The 12,694-nt window shown below is 69.6% G+C and carries 11 protein-coding genes; 8 read left to right on the forward strand and 3 right to left on the reverse strand.

Annotated features, from left to right (window positions below; genetic code table 11):
• Window positions 1-26 precede the first annotated feature (26 nt).
• The 7 genes from HF323_RS09220 (at window position 27) to HF323_RS09250 (ending at window position 6,047) form a co-directional block, all read left to right on the forward strand.
• Complete coding sequence (locus HF323_RS09220) at window positions 27-2,189, forward strand: ATP-dependent DNA helicase RecG (protein ID WP_169582303.1); 2,163 nt, start codon at window positions 27-29, stop codon at window positions 2,187-2,189.
• 51 nt (window positions 2,190-2,240) lie between these two features.
• Window positions 2,241-2,738, forward strand: coding sequence for a pantetheine-phosphate adenylyltransferase (gene coaD, locus HF323_RS09225; protein ID WP_169582304.1), 498 nt, complete (start codon window positions 2,241-2,243; stop codon window positions 2,736-2,738).
• Window positions 2,739-2,811: 73 nt separating this feature from the next.
• Window positions 2,812-3,366 (forward strand): YceD family protein, encoded by a 555-nt coding sequence (locus HF323_RS09230; protein ID WP_169582811.1) that lies wholly within the window; start codon window positions 2,812-2,814, stop codon window positions 3,364-3,366.
• Window positions 3,367-3,368: 2 nt separating this feature from the next.
• Window positions 3,369-3,578 (forward strand): 50S ribosomal protein L32, encoded by a 210-nt coding sequence (rpmF, locus tag HF323_RS09235; protein WP_127818873.1) that lies wholly within the window; start codon window positions 3,369-3,371, stop codon window positions 3,576-3,578.
• A gap of 16 nt (window positions 3,579-3,594) precedes the next feature.
• Window positions 3,595-4,296, forward strand: coding sequence for a ribonuclease III (rnc, locus tag HF323_RS09240; RefSeq protein WP_188241682.1), 702 nt, complete (start codon window positions 3,595-3,597; stop codon window positions 4,294-4,296).
• Entirely contained in the window at window positions 4,289-5,206 is a 918-nt protein-coding gene (gene mutM, locus HF323_RS09245) for a bifunctional DNA-formamidopyrimidine glycosylase/DNA-(apurinic or apyrimidinic site) lyase (RefSeq protein ID WP_169582305.1), read from the forward strand. Before rnc ends, mutM begins: the two co-directional genes overlap by 8 nt.
• Window positions 5,207-5,276: 70 nt before the next feature.
• Window positions 5,277-6,047 carry a GntR family transcriptional regulator gene (locus tag HF323_RS09250; protein WP_169582306.1) on the forward strand — a complete coding sequence of 257 codons (771 nt, stop codon included), beginning with the start codon at window positions 5,277-5,279 and terminating at the stop codon, window positions 6,045-6,047.
• A 43-nt stretch (window positions 6,048-6,090) separates the two neighbouring features.
• On the opposite strand, the gene HF323_RS09255 is transcribed toward HF323_RS09250, so the two are convergent.
• The 3 genes from HF323_RS09255 to HF323_RS09265 all read right to left on the reverse strand — a co-directional run bounded on the left by HF323_RS09255 (window position 6,091) and on the right by HF323_RS09265 (window position 8,608).
• Entirely contained in the window at window positions 6,091-7,188 is a 1,098-nt protein-coding gene (locus HF323_RS09255) for a GNAT family N-acetyltransferase (RefSeq protein WP_169582307.1), read from the reverse strand.
• A complete protein-coding gene (locus HF323_RS09260; protein ID WP_188241683.1) occupies window positions 7,185-8,264 on the reverse strand; it encodes a GNAT family N-acetyltransferase in 1,080 nt (359 codons plus the stop codon). The genes HF323_RS09255 and HF323_RS09260 overlap by 4 nt, the downstream gene beginning before the upstream one ends.
• 86 nt (window positions 8,265-8,350) lie before the next feature.
• Window positions 8,351-8,608 carry a hypothetical protein gene (locus HF323_RS09265; protein WP_169582309.1) on the reverse strand — a complete coding sequence of 86 codons (258 nt, stop codon included), beginning with the start codon at window positions 8,606-8,608 and terminating at the stop codon, window positions 8,351-8,353.
• A gap of 531 nt (window positions 8,609-9,139) precedes the next feature.
• Here HF323_RS09265 and smc point away from each other — a divergent pair.
• A complete protein-coding gene (gene smc / locus HF323_RS09270; protein WP_169582310.1) occupies window positions 9,140-12,676 on the forward strand; it encodes a chromosome segregation protein SMC in 3,537 nt (1,178 codons plus the stop codon).
• Window positions 12,677-12,694: the final 18 nt, after the last annotated feature.

Here is a 12,694-nt window from a genome sequence, read left to right on the forward strand (position 1 = left end):
TCGCCGGGCGAACCTAGACTCGTCGCATGTCGTCGTTCACCCTCGAGTCGCGCCTGGATGGCGCCGTGGGAGGCAAGACGGCGACGGCGCTCGAGCGGGCCTTCGGCATGCGGACGGTGGGCGACCTGCTGTCGCACTATCCCCGTCGCTACGCCAAGCGGGGCGAGCTGACCCCGATCTCCTCGCTTCCTGTCGGCGAGGCGGTCACGATCGTCGCCGAGGTCAAGCGCGCGGGGGAGCGCCGCATGCAGAATCGTCGCGGCTCGATCCTCGAGGTGACCATCAGCGACGGGCAGGGGGACCTGTCGCTGACGTTCTTCAATCAGTCGTGGCGGGTCAAGGACCTCCGTCCCGGTCGCCGCGGCATCTTCGCCGGCAAAGTGGGGGAGTACCGCGGCACCAAGCAGCTGACGCATCCCGACTACGAGCTCTTCGACGACGAGGCGACGGCGCGGCTCACGGCTGAGGCGTATGCGAACCTGCCGATCCCGATCTACCCCGCCACGAGCACGGTCGCGAGCTGGCAGCTCAAGAAGATCGTCGACCTCGTGCTCGACGGGCTCGGACCGATCGACGATCCACTGCCCGCAGAGCTGCGCGCTCGCGACGGATTGCTCGAGGCCCGCGCGGCGCTCGACCGTGTGCATCGGCCGGAATTCGCCGACCAGATCGAGCCCGCCCGGCAGACGCTGCGGATGCACGAGGCGTTCGTGCTGCAGGCCGCTCTCCTTCAGCAGCGCGCGTTCGTGCGTGCGCTCTCGGCGACCAAGCGCGCTCCTGGAGAACTGCTCGAGCGCTTCGACGCGAGTCTTCCGTTCGCGCGCACGTCGGATCAGGTCAGCGTAGGGGATGAGATCGAGCGCGATCTGGTGGCGGATTGGCCGATGAACCGTCTCGTGCAGGGCGAGGTCGGATCCGGCAAGACCCTGGTCGCGCTGCGCGCCATGTTGCAGGTCGCCCAGAGCGGCGGCCAGTCCGCACTCATCGCGCCCACCGAGGTCCTCGCGGCGCAGCACCTGCGATCCATCGCGCGCATGCTCGGGCCCCGGCTCGCACCCGAGCTGATGCCGACGCTGCTGACGGGTCAGCTGCCGGCAGCCGAACGGCGCAAGGCCGCACTCCGGGTCGCCTCGGGTCAGGCACGCATCGTCGTCGGCACGCATGCGCTGCTGAGCGAGACCACGACGTTCGCCGATCTGGGGCTCGTGGTGGTCGACGAGCAGCACCGCTTCGGCGTCGAGCAGCGCGAGCAGCTGCGCGGGAAGGGCTCCTCGCCGCACGCACTGGTGCTGACGGCGACGCCCATTCCCCGGACGGTCGCGATGACCGTCTTCGGCGACCTGGACGTGTCGACCATCCGCACGATGCCCGCCGGCCGCGCCGGTATCGAGACGTTCGTGGCACCGCTCGCCGAGAAGCCCGCATGGTTCGGCCGGGTGTGGGACCGGATCGCCGAGGAGGTCGCGCAGCGGCGCCAGGCGTTCGTGGTGTGTGCCGCGATCGACGCCGAGGCGCTCGTGAAGGACGACACCGCCGACGAATCTCCGGGCGACGAGGGCGGTGAGGCGAACCGCACGCGGTGGGGCGTCGTACAGGTGGCGGACCTGCTCTCGCGGCATCCGTCCTTCTCATCCATCCGCGTGGAGATCCTCCACGGCAAGATGCCGTCCGACGACAAGGACGCCGTCATGCAGGCGTTCGCGCGGGGAGACGTCGACGTGCTCGTCGCGACGACGGTCGTCGAGGTCGGCGTCGATGTGCCGAACGCGTCGACGATGGTGATCCTCGAGGCCGACCGGTTCGGGGTCTCGCAGCTGCACCAGTTGCGCGGCCGCGTCGGCCGCGGCGGCCTGCCCGGACTCTGCCTGCTCGTGACCGAGGCCGGTGCCGGGTCCCCCGCCCGCGCCCGCGTCGAGGCGGTCGCCTCGACGCTCGACGGCTTCGAGCTCGCGGAGGTCGATCTCGAGCTTCGCGGCGAGGGCGATGTCCTCGGTGACGCGCAGTCCGGTGCGCGGTCGTCGCTGCGCCTGCTGCGGGTGGTGAAGGACGCCGACATCATCGCCGAAGCCCGCACGGCAGCCGAGCGGGTGCTCGAGGACGATCCCGCCCTGTTGCGCCACCCCGGCCTTGCCGCGGCGATCGAGCGCCGTGTCGGGATGGCGGAGCGGGCTGCTCTCGCGAAGAACTGACCGGCGCGCCACGGGCCCGGGAAGGCAGCGGCCTGCGGATAGGCTGAGCGCATGAACAGCCGGATCGCCGTCGTCCCCGGGTCATTCGACCCGCCGACCCTCGGTCATCTCGACGTCATCCGCCGCGCAGCGACGCTCTACGACCAACTGCACGTGCTCGTGGTCCACAATCCCGGCAAGGAGGCCATGCTGCCGATCGCACAGCGGCTCACCCTGCTGGAGCAGTCGATCGCCGAGAGCGACATCGACGGCGACGTCGTCGTGGCGTCATGGAGCGTGGGCCTTCTCGTGGACTACGCGACCGACGTCGGTGCCGGTGTGCTGGTGAAGGGCATCCGCTCGCAGGTCGATGTCGCCTACGAGACCCCGATGGCGATCGTGAACCGGCATCTCGCGCACGTCGAGACCGTGTTCCTGCTCCCTGATCCTGCGCACGCGCTCGTCTCGAGCTCGCTGGTCCGGCAGGTGGCCGCGCTCGGCGGTGATGTCTCGCCGTTCGTGCCGCCGGCGGTCGCCCGATTCCTCGACACCGGGGCCGGCTCAGCCTGAGTCGGCGCACCGCCGCGTTCGGGCCTTGTCCAGGAGGCCGCGACTACGATGGTCTCTCGTGGTCAGACAGCATGTGACGGGTCCGTTCGCGATCCGCGTCCGCGACATCGTGCACCGTCCGGGCGAGATGCGCGAGTTCGAACGGGATGTGCAGGCGCCCGAGAAGTGGGGCGAGGGACTGGTGTCGGTGGACGCCGGTGAGCCCATCGACCTCGACGTCCGCGTGGAGTCGGTGCACGAGGGCATTCTCGTGTCGGGGAGCGCAGACACCGAGTACACCGGTGTCTGCGGACGATGCCTCACAGACATCGCCCGGGACGTCCGAGTCGAGTTTCAGGAGCTTTTCGCGTATCCTGGTGACGAAGCAACTGACTTCGAGGTTCAAGACGACCACGTGGATCTTGAAACTCTGGTCAGGGATGCGATTGTCCTATCGCTTCCGTTTCAGCCGGTGTGTCAGCCGGATTGCCCCGGCCTCGATCCGGCCACGGGTGAGCGACTGACCGCGAGCACCGGCACAGAGCAGCACGAGCCCCTCGATCCTCGATGGGCCGCGCTCCAGGGATACACCACAGACCACGACGACGAAGCACCGCGCCCAGGCGTCGAGAACACAGAAGAGAGCTAGCTATGGCAGGCAACCCCCCGAAGCGGAAGGTCTCCCGTTCCAACACGCGCTCGCGTCGCGCGCAGTGGAAGGCCGAGGCCCCCACGCTGGTCAAGACGGTCGAGAACGGCAAGGTCGTCTACAGCCGTCCCCACCAGGCGAAGGTCGTCACCGACTCGCAGGGCACGGAGCTGTTCCTCGAGTACAAGGGCCGCAAGGTCGCCGACGTCTGATCGCCCTGACGGCGACGTGACCGACGTCATCTCTGAGCGCCTCGCGCTCACTCAACTCAGCCAGAAGCTCGGGGTCGAGATCGACCCCGAGCTTCTGTCGCTTGCGCTCACACATCGCTCCTGGGCGTACGAGCACGGGCAGGTGCCGCACAACGAGCGCCTCGAGTTCCTCGGCGATTCCGTTCTCGGGCAGGCTGTGACGGTGCGCCTGTTCACCGCGCATCCCGAACTCGAGGAGGGCGCCCTCGCCAAGCGGCGGGCGAGCGTCGTCTCGACGATCGCGCTGGCTGAGATCGCCCGCGGCATCGGATTGGGCGAGCACCTGCGGCTCGGACGCGGTGAGGACCTCACCGGGGGGCGAGACAAGGACTCGATCCTCGCCGACACCATGGAGGCGGTCATCGGAGCCACCTACCTGTCGGCGGGACCGGATGCCGCCACCGCCCTGGTCCTGAGCCTTGTGGAGCCCCTCCTGGCGGACCCGGAGCGGTACGGCGCCGCCATGGATCCCAAGACCAGCCTGCAGGAGCTGGCCGCGCGTTCCGGACTCCAGCCTCCGGCCTACTCCGTGTCGTCCACGGGCCCCGATCACGACCGACAGTTCACGGCGACGGTGGTCGTCGGCGACGTCTCGGCCCAGGGCGCGGGATCGAGCAAGAAGACGGCCGAGATGGCAGCCGCGCTCCGCGCGTGGCAGGAGCTCAGCGGGCGTGCCTGAACTCCCCGAGGTCGAGGTCGTCCGATCCGGCCTCGCTCCCGCGGTGACGGGCGCGACCGTCCTCGGTGTCTCGGTGAGCGATGAACGGTCGCTGACGCGCCATCCGGGTGACGGCGCGCATTTCGAAGCGGCGCTCACGGGCAGGGTGATCCTCGGCGCCGCGCGTCGAGGCAAGTTCCTGTGGCTGCCGCTGCAGAGTCCGCATCCGGATGCCTCGCCCGCCGATGCCGTCGTCGGGCACCTCGGTATGAGCGGTCAACTCCTCCTCCGGTCACCCGGCTCCGCACCCGAGCGCCACGAGCGCGTGCGATTCGACCTCGTCCACCCTCGTCACGGCGAGGTGTCGGTGGTCTTCGCCGACCAGCGCACTTTCGGCTCCCTCGCCATCGACGAGCTCGTGCCGACACCGGACGGCGCACCCGGCGGGTACGGGAGTGCCGAGGCATCCGTCCCCCAGCAGGTCTCGCACATCGCACGTGACCCGCTCGATCCGGCGTTCGACCCGAGGCGGTTCCGAGCCGCGCTCGCGACGAAGGCCTCGGCGATCAAACGCGTGCTGCTCGATCAGACCATCGTGAGCGGAGTGGGCAACATCTATGCCGACGAGTCCCTGTGGGCAGCCCGCATCCATCCCGACACACTCGCACGAGACCTGCCGACCCGAGCCGTGAACCGGCTGCTGGGCGACGTGCGGAGCGTGCTCGAGAAGGCCCTCGCCGAGGGCGGCACGAGCTTCGACGCACAATACGTGAACGTGAACGGGCAGGCGGGGTACTTCGCACACTCGCTGAACGCGTACGGCCGCACCGGCGAGCCGTGCCCGCGGTGCGGCCGACCGATCGTGCGCGTCTCGTTCACCAACAGGTCGAGCCACTATTGTCCTCACTGTCAGCGGGTGCCGCGGGTCTGAGCCCGGGTCGCGGGCCGAACGGCGGTAACGTCGTAGCCCTGGCAACCACCCGCGCCCGGAGAGGTGACTCGTGAGCGAACTGCGTTTCGGCGGCTTCGTCGGTCGTTCGGTGCTCTCCGACGACATCTACGTCGTCATCCGCGATCTCATCCTCGACCACGATCTGCCCCCCGGGGCTCGGGTCAACATCGATGCGCTCTCGGCGCGTCTCGATGTGTCGCCGACTCCCGTTCGCGAGGCGCTCGCGCGACTCGAGTCCGACGGACTGGTGGTCAAGCGCCCCTTGCGCGGATACTCGACGACACCCCTGCTCACTCCTCGTGAATTCGAGGAGCTCACGCAGTTCCGCATCCTCTTGGAGCAGTTCACCGCTGAGCACGCAGCCGTGTCGGTCGGCGCTGCCGCAGCGGACGACCTCCGATCCGAGCTCGCGCGGGGCGCCTCAGCGGCGGGCCCGGTCGAGGCCGACGTCCTCCGTGCGCTGATCGAGCACGACCTGAGGTTCCACGGAAGGATCGCGGAGTTGGGCGGGAACTCCCTGGTCGCGCAATCGTTCGAGCGCATGCACTTCCACCTGCACTTCCTGCGGCTGTACCTCGCGTCGCTCTCAGCGGTGGACGAACCCCGTGCCGCTGCGCGCCTGGAGCCGGCGCTCGCTCGCTTCGACCAGGCGGGAGCTGCGGCCCGCACGATCGCCGATCACACTGCCATCGCCGACGCGATCATCGCGGGCGACGGCTCTCTGGCAGCGGCCCGTATGCGCGACCACATCGAGGGCGGACTTCACCGCTTCCTTCCGATCGTCGAGGCGCTCGAGCAGATCGCGCCGTCGGATCGGTGACTGCCTGTCGGAAGCGCCGACCGCTTCCGACAGGCAAGCGCCGTCAGTCCAGAACCTTCTTCCACGCGCCGGCGTAGCTCACCGGCACGAAGCCGATGGCCTCATTGATGTCGAGCATGTGCCGGTTCTCCTCTGCGTTGAACGTGGACACGCGCGGCGATTCGGGCACGAGCTCCCGCCAGCGGAGCAGGTTCGCGCACTTCACGATCGTCCCGAGCCGACGACCGCGGTGCTCCTTCAGGACGAGGGTTCCGTACTGCTGGGTGGCGAGACCGTGGTCATCCGAGATGACCAGTTCGTTGTACGCCGCAAGGGTCCCCGTGGGCACGTGCTCGACCGCCGCCACCGAAACCGTGAGGCCCTGCGCCGCCTGCCGGGCGTCGCGACGCTCGACCCGCGCGACATCCCAGATCTGCTCCTCGATCACGAGGCCTCCTGCCGGCGCGTCCGTCGACATTCGCGCGAGCACGCGGGCGAAGCCCGCCTTGTACTCGTCCGGCGTCGGCGCCGTCCACTCCACGAGCCGGTAGTCGGGGCCGGCCACCTCGATCGCCTCGGCCAGCATGCGCTCGACCAGGCGGAAGTCACCGCGCAGGTCGAAGGCGCTGTTGCGCTCGACCTGCTCCAGGGTGAAGCCTCTGCTGAGGTGGAAGACGGTCTGACGGTCGTCCGCGGGAATGCTGCCCCACCCCGTCGACGGCTCGAGGCGCCGGCCGGACTGCTCCGGCCGGTGGAGAGTCCACGTCTGGATGGTGTGGAGCCCCCGCTCGCGCGCGACCCGCTCGACCTCGGCGAGGAGCGCCTGCTCGGCGCCCTCGCCCCAGCGCTCGGGATCGGTCATGAGGTCGAATTCGAGCGTGGTGGTGTCGTCCTGCTTCGCGATCATCATCTTGACGGCTCCCAGTGGCACGCCGTCACGCTCGGCGAGGAAGGCCAGCTGCGTCCAGTCCGACTGGTCCTGGAAGAAGCCGAGCATCTCCTCCGGCTCCTCGTGAAGGTAGTCGTGCCCGGCGTCCGCGAGGCATACGGCATTCGCGAGTCGGACGAGCTCGAGGAACGGCCCGGCATCCGGGGCGTCCACCGAAGCCGGGACGTCGATGGCACGCACCACCAGAGTGGCGTTCTGTGCGAGGTCGGTCATGACAGCACCTTCTTCCATGCGCCTTCGTAGGCGATCGGCACGAAGCCGATGGCCTCGTTGATGTCCAGCATCGGACGGTTCTCCTCCGCGTTGTATGTCATCACGCGCGGCGACTCGGGCGCGAGCTCGCGCCACGAGATCAGTCCCGCGCACTTGACGAGCGTGCCCAGCTTGTGACCGCGGTGATCCTTAAGCACCAGCGTGTCCTCCTGATGACTCGCCTGCGTTCGGTCCTTCCCGATCACGAGCTCGTTGAACGCGCACAGCTCACCGGTCTTGATGTGCTGGGCAGCCGTTACCTGGAGGGTGCGGCCCGACGAGGTGTATCGCGCGTCGTGCTCGGCGATCCGCGCGGCATCCCACTTCTCCTCGTCGAACTCCAGACCGGCGGCGGGGGCATCCGTCGCCATGCGCGACTTCATCCACGCATAGCCGTCCACGAACTCCGGGGGAGTGGGAGCGAACCACTGCACGACCCGGTAGTCGGTCGAGGCTGCCTTCGCTTCGGAGAGGAGTCGTTCGACCGTCTCGAACGGGGCGGTGAGGTCGAACGCGCTGTTGCGCTCGACCTGCTCGAGCGTGTAGCCGTGCCGCCGGTAGAAGCGCGCCGCGTGGTCCTCCGGGATCGTCCCGAAGCCCGTGGGCGGGGCGAGCGTGGGGCCGGGCGCGGCCGGATGCTCTGCCCAGGACTGCAGCACGGAGCGTCCGTTCTCGCGCGCGGTGCGCTCGATGAGCTCGTACGCTGCCGATCCGATGCCGCGACCCCAGTGCTCCTGGAGCAGTTCGATGAGCCAGAAGGCGACCTTCGAGTCCTTCTCGAGCGGAAGGTCGGTACCGGCGCGGCCGATGATGCGGCCGTCGTCGACGATCAGCCACATCAGCCGGCGCTCATACTCCGTGGGGGCGAAGTACGCGAGGAGCTCGTCGGCGGGAATGGCGTGGTCGTCGTGACCAGAGATCTGGCGGTAGACGAGGTTGCGAACGCGCACCATCTCGACGAAGTCGCCGGCGTTAGGGGCGTCGATCGCGTCCGGGATCTGCAGTGGGCGGAACTCGATGTCGGTGAGAGTGTCCATGGTCATTACGTCTTTCGGTCTGTGGATTCGAGGTTCGGGGGAGGGGTCCGTCGCGCGAATGGTCGGGCGACGGACCCCGGGGGCCGTCACGGCCGCGGTGCGAGGAGCGCCTCGCGGAGGTAGCCGTGCTCGCGGGCCGTCGTGGCCTCGTGAGAGCGGCGCGCGCGAGCATGGCGCTCGCGATCGTCGGCGAGCCGCGGAGAGCGCGTTCCCCAGATCAGCAGGCGCAGCCCGATGTGCAGGGCGACGCGATCCAGGAGCGGGGTACGGGTGTCGCGGCTCGGGAGCCGCAGCGTATCGGGTACGCCCGAGGGGCGCTGCGGCGCGAGAAGGATGGTGTTCATGATGGTTCTCTTCCGATGGGAGGGAGGTGGATGCCCGGAACCACGCGCGGTCGGGCGGGGATGTCATGCCGCAGCACGACGGGGCGGATGGCAGGATCGTGCGCTCAGCACCCGAATATCGGGGCGGCGCAGGAGGGTCGTGCCCGGAAGCGGGCAGAGTCCTCCCCTGCGGGGGTCAGCCGGCGGTGTGGAATCCGCTGTTCTGGAACGCGCCGAAGGAGACAGTCCCGAGCGCGAAGACACGAGCCGCAACGCCGGTGGCGGCGACTCCAGTTGTGTTCATGTGCATCATCTCGGGACCTCCTTTCTCGACTTCAAGACGCGGAGAGTGACACTAGCGCGGTCGCACAGGTCACGTCAAGCGTTCTCGCAGATTCGATGGATCACGGGCGTGTCGAGTTCGCTGCGCCACGGTGCTGAATCTGTTCGGCGGGTGCTCTCAGGTGCGCGACGGGGCCTCCGGTAGCCTGGATCCCGCCCGAGCCCATCGGGCGCCCCCGGCCGGGGCGGGCGTGAGCGCGGAGGCGATGAATGCACCTGAAGAGCGTGACGCTCAAGGGGTTCAAGTCGTTCGCCCAGCCCACGACCTTCGCCCTCGAGCCGGGCGTGACGTGCATCGTCGGGCCCAACGGCTCCGGCAAGTCCAACGTCGTGGACGCGCTCGCGTGGGTGATGGGTGAGCAGGGCGCGAAGACCCTGCGCGGCGGAAAGATGGAGGACGTCATCTTCGCCGGAACCGCCACGCGCGGTCCACTCGGCCGAGCCGAGGTGCAGCTCACGATCGACAACAGCGACGGCGCACTCCCGATCGAGTACTCGGAAGTCACGATCAGCCGGACGCTCTTCCGCAACGGCGCGAGCGAGTATGCCATCAACGGCGAGGTCTGCCGGCTGCTCGATGTGCAGGAGCTGCTGAGCGATTCCGGTCTCGGACGCGAGATGCACGTGATCGTCGGGCAGGGGCGTCTCGACAGCGTGCTGCAGGCCTCGCCCGAAGACCGGCGCGGCTTCATCGAAGAGGCGGCCGGCATCCTGAAGCATCGCCGTCGCAAGGAGAAGACGCTTCGCAAGCTCGACGCGATGGAAGCCAACCTCACCCGGTTGAACGACCTCGCGGGCGAGCTTCGCCGACAGCTCAAACCTCTCGGTCGCCAGGCGGAGATCGCCCGGGAGGCCGCGACGATCGCCGCCGTCGTGCGCGACGCGAAGGCGCGCCTGTTCGCCGACGAGATCGTCGGACTGCGGACCGAGCTGGCCTCGCACGCGCGCAGCGAGCAGGAGCGACACGCCGAGCGTCTCGTGCTGCAGGATCAGCTCGACAACGCCCGCGCCCGCATCGAGCTTCTCGAGGCACAGCAGCGGTCGGAGGCGGTGGATCAGGCGCGCCGGGTCACGTACGGCCTCGAGCGCGTGCAGGAGCGGCTGCGCAGCCTGTACGCACTGGCGGGTCAGCGTCTGGCGCTTCTCGGTGAGGCCGAGGACGACGAGCGGCTCGAGCTGACGACCGTCTCGCAGCCGATGATCGACGAAGCGCGAGCAGAGATCGAGGCGATCGGCGATGGCCTGGGCGGCGCACAGGATGCCGCGGCCGAGGCATCCCGCGATGTGATGCGGGCCCGGGCCGAGCTCGACGCTCTCGACACCGACATCGCCGAGCAGAGCGCGCTGGTCTCCGAGCACGACATGCGCATCACCGCGCTGCGTGGATCGGCAGAGGCGGCGGCATCCGCCCTTGCAGCCGTGCGCGCTGCCGTGGAGCGGCAGCAGCGCGCACTCGACGCCGCACTCTCGCGACGAGGGGAGGCCGAAGCGGCACTCGCCGGCGTCGACCCGGATCTCGTGCCAGAGGGCTCCGCGGCCGAGTACGCGAGCGCGTACGAGCGAGCGCAGCGAGATGCGACCGACGCGGAATCCCAGGTGGGAGCGCTGCGTGAGCGTCTCCACGCCGCCGAACGCGAGGTCGAGGCGCTCACAGCGCAGACCTCGGCACTAGGACGCGCGCTCGACGGCAAGAACGCTGCAGAGCAGATCGTCGCGCTCGGCGCGGCCGGCGTGCGAGGACTCCTCGGCGACTCGGTCAAGATCACTTCGGGCTACGAGGCGGCCATCGCTGCCGCGCTCGGGCCGCTGGTGGAGGGCGTGCTCGTCGACACCCGCGAGAACGCCGTTGCGACTGCCCGCCTGGCCCGCGAGGGCGACCTCGGCCGCATCGACATCGCGGTCGCCGAGGCGACGGCGACGCATCCCGCTCTCCCCACGATCGCGGGGATCGTGCCGGCCCGCGAGGTGGTCACGGCGCCGGACGGCGTCCTGGGAATCCTGGCGCACGTCGTGATCGCCGACGACCTCGACACGGCGCTGGCAGCGAGCGCCGACCTTGCCGCGGCCGGGGCCGGGGGAGCGGTCACCGTCGTCACGCGCGCCGGCGAGGTCGTGACCGAGTACACCGTGCGAGCCGGCTCCGGCCAGGGTCGCTCGCGACTCGAACTGGCAGCGGAGCGGGATGCCGCGGCCGAGCGCCGCGATGAGATCGCGGTGGTAGCCGACTCGCTGCGCGAGGCGCTGGCCGACGCGACGCGAGACCTCGACGCCGCGCGGCAGCGGACGAAGACGGCGCTCACGACGCTTCGCGAGCACGATGCGGCTCTGGCAGCCCACACCGAGCAGGTCAACCGCGCGACGGTGCGGCACGAAGCGGCCGTCGCCGAGTGCGACCGTCTCGCCGCCGGGCTCGCTCAGGCCGAAGCCGCGGTCGACGAGGCGGAAGCGGCGGCGCGCTCCGCCGACGATCAGCTGACCGCCGCCCTCGAGGCGCCGCGGCCCATCCTCGACGCCTCCGCGCGGGACGGCATGCTGGCGGCGTTGGAAGCGGCACGGGATGCCGAGATGCGAGCTCGATTGGACGTCGAGACGCTCCGTGAGCGGATCCGGGCGGGCGAGGCCCGCGTCGCCGCGCTCGAACGCCAGCGCGAGCGGGAGCGGGAGGCTGCGGCCGAGGCTGCTCGGCGGGCTGTGGTCCGCCGCTCGCAGCGCGAGACAGCGGCCGCGGTCGCCGCGCAGCTGCCTCCGGTGCTCGACTCGGTCGAGCGTTCCCTCGTGCAGGCGCGGCTCGAGCTCGCCCGCGCCGAGTCGGAGCGCACCGCGCTGACGTCCGAACTGGCCGAGATGCGCCGCCAGGAGGCGGCCGCGCGCGAGCGGCTGGCGGGCCTCACGGAGAGCGTTCACAGCCTCGAACTGCAGATCCACGAGAAGCGGCTTCACGTGACGGGGATCCTCGAGCGCGTTCAGTCCGAGCTCGGGCTCGAAGAGGACATTCTTGTTTCGGAATATGGGCCCGCCCAGCCCGTTCCGGTGGACGGGGCCGCGGATGGCGAGGAATCGGAAGGTGAGGCATCCGTCCCGTTCGACCGCGCGCAGCAGCGTCGCCGTCTGCAGGACGCCGAGCGCAAGCTGACGCAGCTGGGCAGAGTGAACCCGCTCGCGCTCGAGGAGTTCGCCGCGCTGGAGCAGCGGCACAAGTTCCTCACCGAGCAGCTGGCCGACTTGACGCAGACGCGCAAGGACCTCGTCACGATCATCGAAGAGCTCGACGAGCGGATGCAGACGATCTTCCTCGCGGCGTTCGAAGACACCAAGACCGCGTTCGGTGAGGTCTTCCCGATCCTGTTCCCCGGCGGCTCGGGCAGCATCTCGCTCACGAACCCCGACGATCCGCTCACCACCGGCATCGAGGTGGCCGTTCGCCCGGTCGGCAAGAAGATCGAGCGCCTGTCGCTGCTCTCGGGCGGCGAGCGTTCGCTGGCGGCGGTTGCGCTCTTGACCGCAATCTTCAAGGCCCGTCCCAGCCCCTTCTACATCCTCGACGAGGTCGAGGCCGCGCTGGACGACGCGAACCTCGGCCGACTGCTCGGCGTGTTCGAGCAGCTGCGGGAGTCGAGCCAGCTCATCGTCATCACGCACCAGAAGTGCACGATGGAGATCGCCGACGCCCTGTACGGCGTGTCCATGCGTCAGGACGGGGTCTCGGCGGTCGTGGGCCAGCGGCTCGCCGAACGCGCCGCGAGCTGAGCAGGCGCGGAGGCCGCA

Origin of the sequence: Microbacterium sp. MF43 (genome assembly GCF_012847295.1) — a bacterium.
In the GTDB taxonomy this organism is placed as follows: domain Bacteria; phylum Actinomycetota; class Actinomycetes; order Actinomycetales; family Microbacteriaceae; genus Microbacterium.